Source organism: Mesorhizobium sp. IMUNJ 23232 (assembly GCF_044326205.1).
Taxonomy (GTDB): Bacteria; Pseudomonadota; Alphaproteobacteria; order Rhizobiales; family Rhizobiaceae; genus Kumtagia.
Genome location: NZ_JBIRCY010000016.1, coordinates 65559 through 80903, shown reverse-complemented (window position 1 = coordinate 80903; position 15345 = coordinate 65559). Strand labels below are relative to the sequence as shown.

At 64.5% G+C, this 15345-nt stretch carries 19 protein-coding genes; 12 read left to right on the top strand and 7 right to left on the bottom strand.

What is annotated here, in order from left to right; all coding sequences use genetic code 11:
* Positions 1-7: 7 nt before the first annotated feature.
* Positions 8-310: a BolA family protein gene (locus tag ACH196_RS14280; RefSeq protein WP_396647568.1), complete on the bottom strand. Its 303-nt coding sequence runs from the start codon at positions 308-310 to the stop codon at positions 8-10.
* Between the two features lie 138 nt (positions 311-448).
* Between ACH196_RS14280 and ACH196_RS14275 the strand changes: the two genes are divergently transcribed.
* The 7 genes from ACH196_RS14275 to ACH196_RS14245 all read left to right on the top strand — a co-directional run bounded on the left by ACH196_RS14275 (position 449) and on the right by ACH196_RS14245 (position 6869).
* Positions 449-1066, top strand: a complete 618-nt coding sequence (locus ACH196_RS14275; protein WP_396647567.1) for a J domain-containing protein — start codon at positions 449-451, stop codon at positions 1064-1066.
* 255 nt (positions 1067-1321) lie between these two features.
* On the top strand, positions 1322-2308 hold the full coding sequence (gene cobS / locus ACH196_RS14270) for a cobaltochelatase subunit CobS (RefSeq protein WP_396647566.1): 987 nt from the start codon (positions 1322-1324) through the stop codon (positions 2306-2308).
* A gap of 108 nt (positions 2309-2416) precedes the next feature.
* Positions 2417-2818 (top strand): hypothetical protein, encoded by a 402-nt coding sequence (locus ACH196_RS14265; protein ID WP_396647565.1) that lies wholly within the window; start codon positions 2417-2419, stop codon positions 2816-2818.
* Between the two features lie 72 nt (positions 2819-2890).
* Complete coding sequence (locus tag ACH196_RS14260; RefSeq protein WP_396647564.1) at positions 2891-3292, top strand: hypothetical protein; 402 nt, start codon at positions 2891-2893, stop codon at positions 3290-3292.
* Between the two features lie 14 nt (positions 3293-3306).
* Entirely contained in the window at positions 3307-5205 is a 1899-nt protein-coding gene (cobT, locus tag ACH196_RS14255) for a cobaltochelatase subunit CobT (protein WP_396647563.1), read from the top strand.
* Between the two features lie 230 nt (positions 5206-5435).
* Positions 5436-6434, top strand: a complete 999-nt coding sequence (locus tag ACH196_RS14250; RefSeq protein WP_396647619.1) for an esterase-like activity of phytase family protein — start codon at positions 5436-5438, stop codon at positions 6432-6434.
* Positions 6435-6488: 54 nt separating this feature from the next.
* On the top strand, positions 6489-6869 hold the full coding sequence (locus tag ACH196_RS14245; RefSeq protein WP_396647562.1) for a nuclear transport factor 2 family protein: 381 nt from the start codon (positions 6489-6491) through the stop codon (positions 6867-6869).
* A 21-nt stretch (positions 6870-6890) separates the two neighbouring features.
* On the opposite strand, the gene ACH196_RS14240 is transcribed toward ACH196_RS14245, so the two are convergent.
* The 5 genes from ACH196_RS14240 to ACH196_RS14220 all read right to left on the bottom strand — a co-directional run bounded on the left by ACH196_RS14240 (position 6891) and on the right by ACH196_RS14220 (position 10217).
* Complete coding sequence (locus ACH196_RS14240; RefSeq protein ID WP_396647561.1) at positions 6891-7784, bottom strand: DMT family transporter; 894 nt, start codon at positions 7782-7784, stop codon at positions 6891-6893.
* 172 nt (positions 7785-7956) lie between these two features.
* The gene (locus ACH196_RS14235) at positions 7957-8631 is read right to left on the bottom strand and encodes a hypothetical protein (protein WP_396647560.1); all 675 of its coding nucleotides are present in this window, start codon (positions 8629-8631) and stop codon (positions 7957-7959) included.
* Positions 8628-9308 (bottom strand): queuosine precursor transporter, encoded by a 681-nt coding sequence (locus ACH196_RS14230; RefSeq protein WP_396647559.1) that lies wholly within the window; start codon positions 9306-9308, stop codon positions 8628-8630. Before ACH196_RS14230 ends, ACH196_RS14235 begins: the two co-directional genes overlap by 4 nt.
* A gap of 127 nt (positions 9309-9435) precedes the next feature.
* Positions 9436-9738, bottom strand: a complete 303-nt coding sequence (gene rpmB / locus ACH196_RS14225; RefSeq protein ID WP_396647558.1) for a 50S ribosomal protein L28 — start codon at positions 9736-9738, stop codon at positions 9436-9438.
* A 173-nt stretch (positions 9739-9911) separates the two neighbouring features.
* Positions 9912-10217, bottom strand: coding sequence for a hypothetical protein (locus ACH196_RS14220; protein ID WP_396647557.1), 306 nt, complete (start codon positions 10215-10217; stop codon positions 9912-9914).
* A gap of 179 nt (positions 10218-10396) precedes the next feature.
* On the opposite strand from ACH196_RS14220, the gene ACH196_RS14215 reads away from it, so the two are divergent.
* The 4 genes from ACH196_RS14215 to ACH196_RS14200 all read left to right on the top strand — a co-directional run bounded on the left by ACH196_RS14215 (position 10397) and on the right by ACH196_RS14200 (position 13605).
* Positions 10397-11152 carry an adenylate/guanylate cyclase domain-containing protein gene (locus tag ACH196_RS14215; RefSeq protein WP_396647556.1) on the top strand — a complete coding sequence of 252 codons (756 nt, stop codon included), beginning with the start codon at positions 10397-10399 and terminating at the stop codon, positions 11150-11152.
* An 88-nt stretch (positions 11153-11240) separates the two neighbouring features.
* Positions 11241-12017, top strand: a complete 777-nt coding sequence (locus tag ACH196_RS14210) for a DUF3108 domain-containing protein (protein ID WP_396647555.1) — start codon at positions 11241-11243, stop codon at positions 12015-12017.
* A gap of 26 nt (positions 12018-12043) precedes the next feature.
* Complete coding sequence (locus ACH196_RS14205) at positions 12044-12937, top strand: DMT family transporter (RefSeq protein ID WP_396647554.1); 894 nt, start codon at positions 12044-12046, stop codon at positions 12935-12937.
* The gene (locus tag ACH196_RS14200; RefSeq protein ID WP_396647553.1) at positions 12934-13605 is read left to right on the top strand and encodes a lysoplasmalogenase family protein; all 672 of its coding nucleotides are present in this window, start codon (positions 12934-12936) and stop codon (positions 13603-13605) included. The genes ACH196_RS14205 and ACH196_RS14200 overlap by 4 nt, the downstream gene beginning before the upstream one ends.
* A 26-nt stretch (positions 13606-13631) precedes the next feature.
* On the opposite strand, the gene gloB is transcribed toward ACH196_RS14200, so the two are convergent.
* On the bottom strand, positions 13632-14399 hold the full coding sequence (gene gloB / locus ACH196_RS14195) for a hydroxyacylglutathione hydrolase (RefSeq protein ID WP_396647552.1): 768 nt from the start codon (positions 14397-14399) through the stop codon (positions 13632-13634).
* A gap of 108 nt (positions 14400-14507) precedes the next feature.
* Here gloB and ACH196_RS14190 point away from each other — a divergent pair, with 108 nt between their 5' ends.
* Entirely contained in the window at positions 14508-15260 is a 753-nt protein-coding gene (locus ACH196_RS14190; protein WP_396647551.1) for a methyltransferase domain-containing protein, read from the top strand.
* Positions 15261-15345: the final 85 nt, after the last annotated feature.

Sequence of the window (15345 nt, the reverse complement as noted above, 5' to 3'; positions counted from 1 at the left end):
AAACCTGCTACCACCGGGTCTTCTCACCGGGCGCCGCCGGCTCGATGGCAAGGGCGTGGACGCCGCGCTTCAACTCGTCGGAAAGCAGCTCGTTGACGGCGCGGTGGCGCTCGACGCGGCTCTTGCCGGCAAAGGCGGCCGACACGATGCGCACGCGAAAATGCGTCTCGCCGGTGCCGTCGAAAGTCGCGTGATGTCCCGATTCGACATGGTGGTGGCCGGCGTGCTGGTGGCTCTCGTTGATGACGTCCAGCCGCTCCGGCGCGAAGGTCCTGGTCAGCTTGGCCTCGATATCGGTCTGCAGGGACATTATATCAGCTCCAGGCGCCAAACCGGCACCGCGAGGGGTGCCGAGGGCCAAAATTAATCCGCGATTCAGCGGTTAGGGCCATCCTTCCCGAAATGTCAATTCTTGTTTCGCATCTGCGAACGCCCCATAACTGACCGAATGAGCACGTTTTCGAAATATTTCGAGAAGATCCGCGTGCGCCCCGACCCGATGGCCGAGGCGAAGGTGGAAGCGCCGCTTTGCCAGTGGGACGGCTGCAAGGAGGCGGGCACGCACCGCGCGCCGGTCGGCCGGATGCGCGAGGGCGAATATTTCCGCTTCTGCTTCGACCATGTGCGCGAATACAACAAGGGCTTCAACTATTTCGCCGGCGCGCCGGCGGCCGAGATCGCGCGCTTCCAGAAGGAGGCGCTGACCGGCCATCGCCCGACCTGGACCGTCGCCTCCAACGGCAATACCCGCTTCGCCCCGGACTTTTCGCAGAAACGCTCGGGCCGGGCCGGCTACTACAAGAACGTGCGCGACCCGTTCAACCTGTTCTCGCAGCAGCGCGCCGAAGCGCCGCGTGCCGAAAGCCGGGCACGGCCGCTGGAAGCCAAGGCGCTGGAGACGCTTGGCCTCGACGCCAGCGCCAAGGGCGACGCGATCAAGGCCCGCTATAAGCAATTGGTGAAGCGCCATCATCCCGACGCCAATGGCGGCGACCGTGGCTCGGAGGACCGGTTCCGCGAAGTGATACAGGCGTACAAGATGCTGAAACAGGCGGGCCGCTGCTGATGAAGGGTTCGTGAGGACGGGCCGCAAATGGCGGTCTTCGCGCCTCAGGTTCATACGTATTTTGGCTGCTTGCGCGCCGATGTTCGACTTTGGTTCGTCCTGACGGTTTTTGCCGGCGGGATAGATGTTGGGCCAGAAGTGGCAAGGTGGCTCGCCGGGACCTTTTTCCAACTTTCTTCCGGCTGGAAAAGGCTCTAAGACCGCGCGCGGATAAATAGTGTGCCGGCGAAGCGGGGCTTCGCCCGTGGAGAAGTTATGAACAAGGTCGACCGCGACATAGCAAACCTGCCGGACACAACCGTTTCGGTGAAAGACAAGTTCGGCTTCGACTCCAAGATGGTCGTGCCGGCCTATTCGTCCGCCAGCGAGCACGTACCGGATCTCGATCCGGACTACCTGTTCGACAAGCAGACGACGCTGGCGATTCTTTCGGGCTTCGCCTTCAACCGCCGCGTCATGGTGTCGGGTTATCACGGCACCGGCAAGTCGACCCATATCGAGCAGGTGGCGGCGCGCCTAAACTGGCCCTGCGTGCGCGTCAACCTAGACAGCCATGTCAGCCGTATCGACCTGGTCGGCAAGGATGCGATCGTGCTGCAGGACGGCAAGCAGGTGACCGAATTCCGCGACGGCATCCTGCCCTGGGCCTACCAGCACAATGTGGCGCTGTGCTTCGACGAATACGATGCCGGCCGCCCCGACGTGATGTTCGTCATCCAGCGCGTGCTGGAAAGCTCGGGCCGCCTCACCCTGCTCGACCAGAGCCGCGTCATCCGCCCGCATCCGGCCTTCCGCCTGTTCGCCACTGCCAACACGGTCGGCCTCGGCGACACCACCGGCCTCTATCACGGCACCCAGCAGATCAACCAGGCGCAGATGGACCGCTGGTCGATCGTCACCACGCTGAACTACCTGCCGCACGACAACGAAGTGAACATCGTGCTGGCCAAGGCCAAGCACTACCGCGACGCCAAGGGCAAGGACATCGTCAACAAGATGGTGCGGGTCGCCGACATGACGCGCTCGGCCTTCATGAACGGCGACCTGTCGACCGTCATGAGCCCACGCACGGTGATCACCTGGGCTGAGAACGCGGAAATCTTCTCCGACATCGGCTGGGCCTTCCGACTGACCTTTTTGAACAAGTGCGATGAGTTGGAACGCCCGATCGTGGCGGAGTTCTACCAACGCTCGTTCGGGCAGGAACTGCCGGAGAGCGCGGCGAATGTGGTGCTGAGCTGATTGACTGGGCGAGGGTCAAAGGGCGTTCTGGTATTGACTTGCGCTGCGAGCATATCAGCTAGCTGCGCCGCTGGCGCTGTTTGGCATGCCGAGGGTTCCGGCTTCTCGATGATACAAACTGGCCCCGATCTGCGGGCTGACCTGGAAGCCCTCAAAGCCAAGCATGAGGGCAACGGCAACGCAATTGCCAAAGAATTGGTCCGCCGTGGCGCGACGTGCATCACCGGTCTAAACACTGGAAAGCGAAACACGACTATCTACGAGTGCCTCTATTTCTTTTGCAAAGGAAACGCGTTGCAGCACCTTAGCTGGCTCTTTGCCGAAAGCGATGCTGCCTTGCAGAGCGAGCCTGAATTCTACCGGCGGGCCTATGGCGCAAAAGCCGAGTACATCGACTACACATTTGCCGAGACCGGCACATGCCGTAACAAAGACACGCTTCGACAAAGGCAGCGTGAATTTGCTCTCAGCCGTGGTGGCACGGAATTCATGCCGAGTTCGGTAAATTGACGTGGCAGGCCCTGGCGAAAATCTACGTGGAGAGCGCGGCGAACGTGGCGCCGAATTGAACGGGAGCGTTCGGTGAAGCGGCTTGGGTGGAGCCTCATCGGCCTGCTGGCCTGCGGGTGCACCACCTATTACCCCGCTACAAATGGCGACTATCTGCTCAGCACGACCCAACCGGGCTTCTTCCAGCCGGGCTATGACATCAAGGAGCGCGGCTGGGTGGTGGGCATGCTGGAGCGCAACGGCGCGTCCTGCTCGACGCGGCCGGGCGAGGCGGCGACTCGCTGCGCCTATGCGTACTGTGTCGATGCGCGGCCGAAGATCCTGGTCTGGAGAATAGGCCACAGGGTGACGACCTGGACGGAGCGGCCGCCAAAACTCGATGAGATCGCGAGTGGCTGCGGGCCATATCACCTGTATAGTCTGCAGAACGCCTATGCGGCCCGTAACGGCGCGACCGCCGTGTCCGTAATTTAGAATAAGAGGTTCTCTTGGCCGGACCCGGAGACAATACACGTTCGAAGCCGAAGACCGGCGCCGACACCGACCTGTTCAAGCGGGCGGTGACGGTTTGCATGCGCGCCGTTTCCGGCGACCGCGAGATGGAGGTCGGCTTCGCCAAGGACAAGCCGGCGCTGGCCGGCAGCCGCGCGCGGCTTCCCGAATTGCCGAAGAAGCCGACCATCACCGACATCGCGGTGACGCGCGGGCTGGGCGATTCGATGGCGCTGAAGCGCGCCTGCCATGACAGCCGTGTGCATCTGAAGCTGGCGCCGGAAGGCAAGCAGGCGCGCGCCGTGTTCGACGCCGTCGAGCAGGCGCGTGTGGAATCGATCGGCTCGCGCCGGATGACTGGTGTCTCCGACAATATCGGCCATATGCTCGAGGACAAATATCTCAAGGCCAACCTCGCCGACGTGCGCGAGCAATCCGAAGCGCCGCTCGAAGAGGCGCTGGCGTTGATGGTGCGCGAAAAGCTGACCGGCCGGCCGGTGCCGAAGAGCGGCGAAAAGCTCGTTTCGCTGTGGCGCGACTGGGTCGAGGAGAAATCCGAAGGCGCGCTGGACGACCTCGCCAGCAAGCTCGACGACCAGCAGGCTTTTGCGCGGCTGGTGCGCGACATGCTTGCCTCCATGAACATGGCGGAGGAACTCGGCGACGACCAGCAGAACGACGAGGCCGACAGCGACGACAACGAGCCGCAGGGCGAGGAGAACAGCGAGGAAGGCGGCGAGGACGATTCCGCCGGCGAGCAGGCGCAGCCGGAGGACACGGAAGCCTCTTCCGAGGACGAGCAGGCCGGCGAGATGGAGGCGACCGATGCGGACGCGGACGACGTCGCCGACGATGACGAGGCGGATGCCGAGACGCCGGGCGAGGCCAAGCGCAAGGACAATCCCTTCACCAACCTGCCGAAGGAGATCGACTACAAGGTTTTTTCCACCGCCTTTGACGAGACGGTCGGCGCGGAGGAACTGTGCGATGAGGAAGAACTCGACCGGCTGCGGGCGTTCCTCGACAAGCAGCTCGCCAACCTGTCAGGCGTTGTCGGGCGGCTGGCCAACCGGCTGCAGCGCCGGCTGATGGCGCAGCAGAACCGCTCCTGGGATTTCGACCTGGAGGAGGGTTACCTTGATCCGGCGCGGCTGGTGCGCGTCGTCATCGACCCGATGCAGCCGCTTTCCTTCAAGCAGGAGCGCGACACCAAATTCCGCGACACGGTGGTCACGCTGGTGCTCGACAATTCCGGCTCGATGCGCGGCCGGCCGATCACGGTCGCCGCCACCTGCGCGGACATCCTCGCCCGCACGCTGGAGCGCTGCGGCGTCTCTGTCGAGATTCTCGGCTTCACCACCCGCGCCTGGAAGGGCGGGCAGGCCCGCGAAAAATGGCTGAAGGACGGAAAGCCGGCCAACCCCGGCCGGCTGAACGATTTGCGCCACATCATCTACAAAAGCGCCGACACGCCGTGGCGGCGCGCCCGCCGCAATCTCGGCCTGATGATGCGCGAAGGTCTGCTGAAGGAAAACATCGACGGCGAGGCGCTGCTGTGGGCGCACAACCGCCTGATCGGCAGGCCGGAGCAGCGAAAAATCCTGATGATGATCTCGGACGGCGCGCCGGTGGACGACTCAACCCTGTCGGTCAATCCGGGCAACTATCTGGAGCGGCATCTGCGCGCCATCATCGAACTGATCGAGACACGCTCGCCGGTCGAGCTGCTCGCCATCGGCATCGGCCATGACGTGACGCGCTACTACCGCCGCGCCGTCACCATCGTCGACGCGGAGGAACTCGCCGGTGCCATGACCGAGCAGCTCGCCTCGCTGTTCGGCGAGGAAACGCCGCGCGACCTGCGCCGCGGCGGCGGTTTTCGGCGGGCGGGATGAGGATGCGCTTGCTGCGGGTGGCGGCGTTTTGGGGACGACTTAGGCCGCGTTCCTTCGCACCCCCCTCTGTCCTGCCGGACATCTCCCCCGCAAGGGGGGAGATTGGCAGCTTCACCGCCTACGCTTCTCTTGCAACGTTGGCGATTGGCGAAATCGAGACGGCCGGCGAATCTCCCCCCTTGCGGGGGAGATGTCCGGCAGGACAGAGGGGGGTGCGAAGGAATGCGACACTGGCCGCGTCATTCTTCGCAACTCTGCTCTGCCTCCTGCCTCTCGCGCCAGCCCACGCCGACCCCGCGCCCGTCGAGCGCATGGAAATCACCGTGCGGCCGATCGAAAAATTCCACATCGGCCGCGATGAAAAAATGTTCGGGCCGCTGGAGTTCGTCGGCGGGCTGGAGATGACCGCCTCGGCCAACGATTTCGGGGCGCTGTCGGCCTTCCGCTTCGTCACACCAGGCAAGGATTTCGTCGGTGTCGCCGATACCGGCTTCTGGTATTTCGGCTCGATCGCGCGCGATGCTCAGGGCCGTCCGAGCGGCGTCGAGAATTTCCGCATGGTGCAGATGGTCGACGACACCGGCCATCCGATCAGCGAGAAGTGGCTGGTGGATGCCGAGGGGCTCGACGTTAAGGACGGCATCGCCACCGTCGGCTTCGAGCGCGATCACCGCATCTCGCAGTTTCGCATCGATCCCGCCGACATGAAGGCGCCGTTCCGGCAGCTCGATTTCCTGGTGCCGGAAAGGGAGCTGCGCCAGAACCGCGGTTTCGAGACGGTGACGCGCGCGCATCCCTTCGGCCAGCATGAAGGCGGCCTGGTGGTGGTGTCGGAAAAGAGCCTGGACAAGCAAGGCAACATCTTTGCGGCGATCATAGAGGGGCCGAACAAGGGCGTCTTCACCGTGAAGCGCAGCGGCGACTTCGACATCACCGACGGCGCCTTCCTGCCGAACGGCGACCTGCTGCTTCTGGAGCGCAGCTACCGCATCGCCGACGGCGTAAAAATGCGGCTGAGGCGCATTTATGGCGAGAGCGTCGCCAAGGGGCAGGTGGCGGACGGACCGGTGCTGTTCACCGCCGACATGGCCTACCAGATCGACAATATGGAGGGGTTGGACGTCTGGCAGCGCGCCGACGGCGCCACCATGGTTTCGATTATATCCGACGACAACCACTCGATCCTGCAGCGCAATCTCTATCTGGAATTCGTGCTGCACGCGGATTGAACGGCATATCGTCTTGCCCAGGGTGTCGTCGGCCCGCAACGCAGGGAGCAATGAATGCCGCAAGACGTAACAGAACTTGTCGACCGCTACTGCGCAGTCTGGAACGAGCCCGATGCAGAGCGCCGCGCCGCGCTCCTGGCTGCCGTCTGGGCTTCCGGCGCGGCCTATACGGACCCGCGCGCCGACACGCGGGGCCCGGCCGAACTGCTTGCTCATATCGCGAAGGTTCGGGCGAGCCGGCCGGGCGCGACAATCGTGCGGACCAGCGCCGTCGACCTCCATCATGGCATCGCTCGCTTCGGCTGGCGCCTCGTCGAGGCCGACGGCACGCCGCTGCCGGAAGGCATAGACATCGTCTTCCTCAACGAGGACGGTTCGCTGATAGAGCGGATTGTCGGATTCTTCGGTCCGCTGCCGCCTTTGGTGCAGCCGTAGGAACTGCGGAAGCGAGGAGCATTACACCGCCGGCACGATCGGCGCACGGCGGCGCTGCAGCAGCGCCAGTCCGCCAATGACGATCAGAGCCGCGCCCAAAATCGTCGTCAGGCCGGGAATGTCGCCGAAGAACAGATAGCCGATCAGTGCTGCTCCAAGCAGTTCCACATAAATGAGCGGCGCCAGCGTCGAGGCGTCGGCCAGCCGGAAGGCATAGAGGGTCAGCATGTGGCTGACGGTGGATAGAACCCCAATCAGGAAGAACAGCGGCAGGTCGGCCAGTGCCGGCGTCTGCCAGAACACGATCGCCTGCGGGACGAGCAGCGCCGTGCCGATCACGCACTGGAAGGCCAGCATCTTGATCACCTCGCTGCCCTGCGCGGCGCGTCGGCTGGCGATCATGTAGCAGGCGAAGAAGACGCCGGAGCCGAGCGCCAGAAGGATGCCCGGCTCCATTGCGCCGCCCGGCCGCAGGATGACCATCGAGCCGGCGAAGCCGAGCACAAGGGCGATGCCCTTGGGCGCCGTCATGCGCTCCTTGAGGATCAGCATCGACAGGATGACCGCCACGATCGGCGCGACGAAATAGGCGCTGATGGCGGTTGCCAGCGGAATGCGGGCGATTGCCAGGAAGTAGAACGTCATCGCGCCGATGATGAAGACGGTGCGCAGCACATTGGCGCCGATCTGCTCGGCTGGGAAGATCTTTCGTCCATGCATGGCGAAGGCGATGGGCAGCACGATCAGCGAGGCCATCGCGTAGCGGGCAGAACTGATGAACAGCGGCGAATAGGTGGCGGAGAGATGTTTCGCCAGCCCGTCGACCAGTTGCACGGTCAGCACGCCGACAATCATCAGCACGATGCCCTTGGTCGTGTCCGACGTCGAGTGCGTTGCGGCGATTGATGTGGCCATGCGGGGCGCTTTCCGAGAGGCGTCCCAGCCCGATATGGGTCGTTTGCCTCCGGCGCTTTCCAGCATCTTGCGGGGCGAGTGGATAGCGCCACGCGTCCGGGCATGAGCCGTCCAGCAAGGGCCGAAGCGGGTGCTCAAAACATGTCGACAATCGCGGCTTGAGACCGCCGGACTAAACTGCCCGCTTCGTCGCAATCCAGATCACATGGCGGGCGCCGCGCTTTCCGTGTGCCCGCGTTGCGACCTCTTCGACCGAAAACCCCGCCTGACGCAGCCGCCGAGTGAAGCCGGCATCAGGCCCTGACGACCAGACCGAAAACACACCGCCCAACCTCAAGGCAGCGTGCGCCGCGCTCAGGCCCGGCAGGTCGTAGAGCGCGTCGTTGCCTTGCCGGGTCAGGCCTTCCGGGCCGTTGTCGACGTCGAGCAGGATGGCGTCCCAAGAAGACCGTGCGGAGCGGATCAAGTCGCCGACGTCGCCCTCGCCGACGGCGACACGCGGATCGTCGAGGCAGCCGCCAAACACCGGCGCCATCGGCCCGCGCGCCCAGGCGACGACCGCCGGCACGAGTTCCACTACCGTGACGCGCGCATCGTCGCCGAGTTCGGCAAGAGCAGCGCGCAGCGTAAACCCCATGCCCAGCCCGCCGATCAGTATTTTTGGCGCCGTCCGCCCGCGGATGCGTTCGCAGGACAGTTTCGCCAGCGTCTCTTCCGAACCGCTGAGCCGGCTGTTCATCAGCTCGTTGGTACCGAGCATGATAGAGAATTCCGTTCCGCGCTGCTTCAGCCGCAGCTCGCCGCCGCCGGGGACCGGCGCACTGTCGAGCTGGACCCAGGGAATCAAGCGAGGACCGTCGGCTGGCTCCAGCGCGCGGCGATCAGCCGGTAGGGGATCAGCGCGAAGATCGCGATGATCAGCTTGACCGACAGGTCGCCCAGCGCCCACGACACCCAGCGCGCCGCTTCCGCCGGCAACGCGCCGAGCAGCGGAGCAGTTTCCAGTGCGAAACCGTCGCTCGGGCCGACGAAGGCGAAAGCAGCGGCGAAGGCGACGGAGAAAAAGACCAGCGTGTCGACAACCGAGCCGGCCAGCGTGCCGAAGATCGGCGCCCGCCACCAGCTCTGCCGGCGCAGCCAGTTGAAGACTGTGACGTCGAGAAGCTGGGCGGTGAGGAAGGCCGCGCCCGATGCGACGGCGATGCGCACCAGCCGGCCGGCTGCGGTGTCGAACTCGATCAGGCCGAGGCGATAGAGCAGCGGCGGCACGATGATGGAGCATGTCACTGCCACCATGAAGCCGGCGAACACGACTTTTCGCGCGAACAGCGGACCGTGGCGGCGGTTGGCGAGGTCGGTGACCAGAAAGGCAACCGGATAGGTGAACGCGCCCCAGGTGAGGATATCGGCCAGCGACAGGCGGCCCAGCATGCCCTGCACGGGGAACTGGACAAGGATGTTCGACGCGACGACGACGAGCGCCATGGCGGCCACGAAGGGCAGATAGGTCTTTCCAAAGTGCATTTTTTTATCCTGGGTAATGGAACCAGTGGCTGACCGCAGCATGCGGCCGCCCCAATGAAACGAAGCCCGCCGTCCATGACGCCGGGCTTCCGGAAGGCGGTGTCCCCCGCCTAAGAAACGTCAAGTCTCAGGCGGCGGCCGCGGCCTGCTCGGCGGTCTTCTTGGCGATCTGCTTCTTCAGCAGGCGGGCGCGCTGCGACAGTTCGTGCTCGTCGGCCTTGGCCAGGAAGGCGTCTAGGCCGCCGCGATGCTCGACCGAACGCAGCGCGTTGGCCGAAATGCGCAGGCGCACGTTCTGGTTCAGCGCTTCCGAGATCAGGGTGACGCTGACCAAATTCGGCAGGAAGCGGCGGCGGGTCTTGTTGTTGGCGTGGCTGACATTGTTGCCGGTGAGCACGGCCTTGCCGGTCAGTTCGCAAGCACGGGACATTTTTATAACCTTCGGTTCTCTTATCGGGCCAACAGATCGTCTTCGCCAGCACTGGCGCGCGGTCTTATCGAGCGGCCTCTTGGAAAAGTCGGCGTTCCATAGTGGCATTTGGCCGATGCGTCAAGGCAAAGCTCGGCCTCGTGGCAAGTCAGTTTGGCATTTGATCCGGCCGACTAGTTTTCAACGACCAAGCCTTCGTCGTCGCCATAGACGAACATTTCAACCACCTTCGGGAAGCGGTCACGGTCGACCGAGACCGCAACGAAACCGTTTCCGCTTAGATGCATAATCAATTTCTCGTTGGTGATCGTGGCTCGCTCGACTAGTTTCGAGTGGTCATCAGGCAGGCACGCAGTCACTTCGGTATTTGCCGTAAGCGCGTCTCCGTTCGAGAAGGTTATGACGATGCCATATCCAGGCTCGCCATTTTCGATGCTTTTGATCGACTTTCCAATCAAACGCTCGACCAAAGTTCTCATACTACTCGCACCCCTTAAACGGTCACCGCACTATCGCCTTTTCCGCTTCATTCGCCTAGATCATCGCCCCGATTAAAGACGGGCCGTTTGAATGCCTACTTTCGAACTGACCTACTCCTAGGCAGTTGCCAAACGTCGGCCGACGCGACACTGTTGCCGTTCAGGCTGGGAGGTCTCAAATGGAACCGAGCACCCACAACCCTGCCCGCATCTGCCGTGGCTGCTGGGACCAGATGCATATGCCGATCCCGATCCGGGGTCCGCTGGCGCTGCCGTTCCAGGCCTTCGGCATCACCCGCAGCAAGATGAACCCCAACATCTGCACGATCTGCGAGCGCGCCTTCACCTTCGTCAAGAAGCAGCGCCACATCTCTGCCACGGCCTCGATCCTGTTCGCCGACATCCGCGGTTACACGCTTCTGTCGGAACGGCTGGATCCGGTCGCATTGAGCGACATCGTCAGCATCTTCCAGGACGAGTGCGCGAAGGCGATCTGGGAGCATGACGGCATCGTCAACAAGCAGATGGGCGACGGCCTGATGGCGATCTTCAATTTCCCGATCAAGAACGAACGCCATGCGGCGGCCGCCATCCAGGCAGCGATCGAGGTGCAGCGGCGCTGCGGCGAGGCACTGGAAAAGCTGGCGGCGCGCGGCATCGACACACAGGCAGGAGCGCTCGGCGTGGGCGTCGGCGTCCACACCGGCCAGGTGGAAATCGGCGAGTTTTCCACCTTCCGCAGCGACTTCACGGCGATCGGGGGTGCAGTGAACCTCACCGCCCGGCTAGAGTCACAGGCGGCGGCCGGCGAAATCCTCGTTTCGGCGGAGGCTGCCGCGGAAGCGCCGGAGTTTTTGGCGGCGACGGCTATCCGCAAGCTCTCGCTGAAGGGCATCAATCAGCCGGTCCCGGCGCATGTGCTGACCGTGCACTGAGTACCGGGAACGCCTGCCCCTCCACATTGCTGCCGGATTTGTCGCCTTCCTGATCGGCATGACCGACGGGATGCGAAAAACAACTGGAGTGGCACGGCGGGCCGCGCTGTCCGCGCTTGCACTGATGCTTGCGGCGCCGGGCGTGGCGCGGGCCGAGGTCGAAACATTCAAGGGCGAATACACCGTCTCCTATCTCGGCCTCACCATCGCCCGCTCGACCTTCGAGAGCCGGTTCGAGAACGGCAAGTTCTCGGTCGAGGGTACGGTTGCCAGCGCCGGCATCGCGGAAATCTTCGACCGCACCAAGGGCAGGAGTTCGGCCTCCGGCGGCTTCGCCGGCGACCGTACGCAGCCAGACGCCTTCCGCATGGACTATACCGAGGGCAAGCGGAAGCAGATGACGGCGCTGAAATTCCGGGACGGCGATGTGGTCAGCACTGAAAACGTGCCGCCGCTGAAGAAGCGCAAGCATTGGGTGCCGCTGAAGCCCGGCGACCTCGATGGCGTCAGCGATCCGCTGTCGGCCGGCATGATCAAGGCCTCTGGCCCGGACAAAGTGTGCGGACGCACGCTCAAACTCTTCGACGGCGAGTTCCGCATGAATGCCACGCTGCATCCCGCGCCGAATTCGGAAGCGGCGAGGGCTTATGGTGACGGCGTCGTCACCTGCCGCGTCACGGTCAAGCCGGTCTCGGGCTACCGCAAGGGGCGGAAATCGCTCGACTATCTGGAGAAGCAGAGCAGGATCATGATCGCGTTTGCGCCGCTGGGCTCGACCGGCGTATATGCGCCCGTCCACGCGACCGTCGGCACGCAGATCGGAACCGTGACCGTGAGGTCCAAAAGCCTCGACACGAACAAGTAGCGGGACGCGCCCGCGCCGGAGGATCTATGGCACGGGCAACGCTGATCGGTTTTTCCGCTGTGGCGATGTGGGCGCTGCTGGCGCTGCTCACCGACGCGTCGGGCCAGGTGCCTCCCTTCCTGCTGTCGGCGATCACTTTTGCCATCGGCACGGCGGTCGGACTTTGCGCCCGGCTTGTGATGCCGAAACCCGCCGCGCCGGCAAAAATTCCGCCGGTTGTCTGGTTGATCGGCATTGGTGGGCTGTTCGGCTACCACTTCTTCTACTTCACCGCACTGCGCAACGCGCCGGCGGTGGAGGCCAGCCTGATCGCCTATCTCTGGCCGCTGCTGATCGTCGTCGGCTCGGCGCTGATGCCCGGCGAAAAACTGCGCTGGAACCATGTGGCCGGCGCGGTGCTGGGGCTTGCGGGAACGGTGTTGATCATCGCCAAGGGCGGCGGGCTGTCGTTCGAGAGCCGTTATGCTTTCGGCTACGCCATGGCCGCCGTCTGCGCGCTGCTGTGGTCGAGCTATTCGCTGCTGTCGCGGCGTTTCGCAGAGGTGCCGACCAGCATCGTCACCTGGTTCTGCGCGGCCACCTCGATCCTGTCGCTCATCTGCCACCTTGCGCTGGAGCAGACCGTGCTGCCGGCGAATGCGGGGCAATGGCTTGCGGTGCTGGGCTTAGGGCTGATGCCGGTGGGCGCCGCCTTCTACGCCTGGGATTTCGGGGTCAAGCGCGGCAACATCCAGGTGCTGGGCGCGGCAAGCTACGCCGCGCCGCTGCTGTCGACGCTGGTGCTGATCGCCACCGGCTTCGCCGAGCCGACCTGGAACGTGATCGGCGCCTGCCTGCTGATTTCGGCGGGCGCCGTGCTGGCGGCGCGGCCGAGACTGTTTTCCAGCGCGCGCGGGGCTCGGAGCGAGGCCGGCGCATGATGCCGTTCGAGGGCGGGGTCGAAAGCCCCGGCAACGCCACCTTCATCTTTTCCTGCGCCGCCGCCCTGCTCTACGGCACCATGGCTGCCGCGCCGCCGCGCTTCGTCGCCTCGGCAGTCAAGACTCTGGCGGTTGCGCTGCTGGCGGTGCTGGCCGGAATGCAGCAAGGCCACTGGCTGCTGGTCCTTGCGCTGGCGCTGAGCGCCGCCGGCGACCTGTTCCTGTCGCGGCCGGGCGAAAGAGCCTTGCTCGCCGGGTTGGCGAGTTTTCTCGCCGCGCATCTCGCCTACATCGCGCTGTTGGCGTCGATCGGCGGCGGGCCGGGCGTGCTTGTCGCCGCACCCTGGCGCGGTGCCCTGGCCGCAGTCCTGGTCGTCTATGGACTGATCATGCTCGTGCTGCTGATGCGGCGCATCGGTCCATCGCTGCGAGGACCGGTAACGGTCTACATCGTCGCGATCCTCTGTATGGGTATTTCCGCGCTGACGCTGGATGCACCGCTGGTGATTGCCGGCGCGCTGCTGTTCATAGCCTCCGACACGCTGCTCGCCACCGAAAAATTCCTGCTGCCGGCAATCTCGCGCCAGCGCGACTGGATGCGCTACGCGGTGTGGGCAAGCTATTATCTCGGCCAGATGGCGATCACGCTGGGGCTGATCAGTTTCTGAGCAGGTCGGGCGGGCCCCCGCCGTCGTCAGAAATTGTCCTTGCGCTTGCGGATCTCCGCGAACACTGCCTCGTCGGATGCGTTTTCCATGCCGAGCGTACGGCGGATTTTTGGATCGTGAGGGCGCAGGAACGGGTTGGTCTCCAGTTCGCGGCCGATCGTCGTCGGCAGGGTGGGCTTGCCGTCGGCGCGCAGCCGGTCGATCTCGCCGGCGCGCTCCTTCAGCGCCTCGTTGTCCGGGTCGACGCTGAGCGCGAAGCGGGCGTTGGATTGCGTGTATTCGTGGCCGCAATAGACGGCTGTTTCGGGTGGCAAGGCCGACAGCGTTTTCAGCGACTGCCACATCTGTGCCGCCGTGCCTTCGAGCAGCCGGCCGCAGCCCAGCGCGAACAGCGTGTCGGCCGCGAACAGCACCTTCGAGTGCGGGAAATGGTAGGAGACGTGGCCCAGCGTGTGGCCCGGCGTGAAGATCACCCGCACGTCCTCGTCCCCGAAGCGAAAAGTCGAGCCGCCGTCGACCGCCTCGTCGATTCCCGGAATTTTCGCCTTCTCCTTCGCCGGGCCTATGATCTTCAGCCCGAACCGTTCCTTCAGCGCCAGATTGGCCTCGACATGGTCGGGATGGTGATGCGTGGTCAGGATCAACGTCGGCGTCCAGCCCGTCCGCTCGATGGCGTCCAGGATCGGCTTCTCCTCCGGCGCGTCGATCAGCGCGGTGTCGCCGGTCTTGCGGTCGCGGATAAGCACGCCGAAATTGTCGGTGCGGCACATGAACTGGTCGATGTCGATCGTCATCAAAACTCTCCTTTTTCGTGGGCTTAGATAGAGCGCCGTGTGGGCGGTGTCATCCCGCAGGATGGTCCATGTTGAACTCGTCATGCGAGCCCGCTACCGTCGCCGCCCATGAATTCGGATATCGTCGACCTCCGCTCCTTCTATGCCTCGCCGCTCGGGCAGGTGGCGGAGCGCTCGATTACCGTCGCGCTGTCGGCGCTGTGGACGAACCTGCCCAACGAGCGGCTGGTCGGGCTTGGCTACGCCCTGCCCTGGCTGGAACGCTTCGGCGCCGATGCCGAGCGGGTCTTCGCCTTCATGCCCCGCACGCAAGGCGCGGTGCGCTGGCCGCTCGAGGCGCCGTCGTCGACCGTGCTGGTGTTCGACGAGGAACTGCCGCTGGTCGACGCCTCGATCGACCGGATGATTCTGGTGCATTCGCTGGAACATGCGGAAAATCCGCGCGAGACCCTGAAGGAGATCTGGCGCGTGCTGTCGCCGGCCGGCCGCGTCGTCATCGTCGTGCCCAACCGGCGCGGCGTCTGGGCGCGGTTCGAACACACGCCGTTCGGCACCGGCCGGCCGTTCTCGCGCAGCCAGCTCAACGAACTTTTGCGCGACGCCAATTTCACGCCGTCGGCCGCGTCGGAAGCACTATTGTTCCCGCCGTCGCGGCGGAACTTCATGATGCGGCTGCAGCCGATGCTGGAACGCGCCGGGCGGCGCTTCTGGCCGATCTTCTCCGGAGTGATCATCGCCGAGGCGCAGAAGCGGCTCTACCAGGGCATCCCGGTATCGCAGCGCGCCTCGCGCCGGGTGTTCGTGCCGGTGCTCACCCCACAGGGTGCGCGCGCGGCGAGGAGTGAAGAGCGGTCCGCGTAGCGGACGAAAAGCCAAAGATTTGGCTTTTCGCGTGACGAACGCCCGAAGCGAAAGCGGAGGGCCGGCCGCGCGCCCGCGATTCCGC

What these genes read in the sequence shown, in the direction of transcription:
- ACH196_RS14280 (WP_396647568.1), bottom strand. Translation starts at nt 310, where the DNA reads ATGTCCCTGCAGACCGATATCGAGGCCAAGCTGACCAGGACCTTCGCG.
- ACH196_RS14275 (WP_396647567.1), top strand. Translation starts at nt 449, where the DNA reads ATGAGCACGTTTTCGAAATATTTCGAGAAGATCCGCGTGCGCCCCGAC.
- cobS (WP_396647566.1), top strand. Translation starts at nt 1,322, where the DNA reads ATGAACAAGGTCGACCGCGACATAGCAAACCTGCCGGACACAACCGTT.
- ACH196_RS14265 (WP_396647565.1), top strand. Translation starts at nt 2,417, where the DNA reads ATGATACAAACTGGCCCCGATCTGCGGGCTGACCTGGAAGCCCTCAAA.
- ACH196_RS14245 (WP_396647562.1), top strand. Translation starts at nt 6,489, where the DNA reads ATGCCGCAAGACGTAACAGAACTTGTCGACCGCTACTGCGCAGTCTGG.
- ACH196_RS14240 (WP_396647561.1), bottom strand. Translation starts at nt 7,784, where the DNA reads ATGGCCACATCAATCGCCGCAACGCACTCGACGTCGGACACGACCAAG.
- ACH196_RS14230 (WP_396647559.1), bottom strand. Translation starts at nt 9,308, where the DNA reads ATGCACTTTGGAAAGACCTATCTGCCCTTCGTGGCCGCCATGGCGCTC.
- rpmB (WP_396647558.1), bottom strand. Translation starts at nt 9,738, where the DNA reads ATGTCCCGTGCTTGCGAACTGACCGGCAAGGCCGTGCTCACCGGCAAC.
- ACH196_RS14220 (WP_396647557.1), bottom strand. Translation starts at nt 10,217, where the DNA reads ATGAGAACTTTGGTCGAGCGTTTGATTGGAAAGTCGATCAAAAGCATC.
- ACH196_RS14215 (WP_396647556.1), top strand. Translation starts at nt 10,397, where the DNA reads ATGGAACCGAGCACCCACAACCCTGCCCGCATCTGCCGTGGCTGCTGG.
- ACH196_RS14205 (WP_396647554.1), top strand. Translation starts at nt 12,044, where the DNA reads ATGGCACGGGCAACGCTGATCGGTTTTTCCGCTGTGGCGATGTGGGCG.
- ACH196_RS14200 (WP_396647553.1), top strand. Translation starts at nt 12,934, where the DNA reads ATGATGCCGTTCGAGGGCGGGGTCGAAAGCCCCGGCAACGCCACCTTC.
- gloB (WP_396647552.1), bottom strand. Translation starts at nt 14,399, where the DNA reads ATGACGATCGACATCGACCAGTTCATGTGCCGCACCGACAATTTCGGC.
- ACH196_RS14190 (WP_396647551.1), top strand. Translation starts at nt 14,508, where the DNA reads ATGAATTCGGATATCGTCGACCTCCGCTCCTTCTATGCCTCGCCGCTC.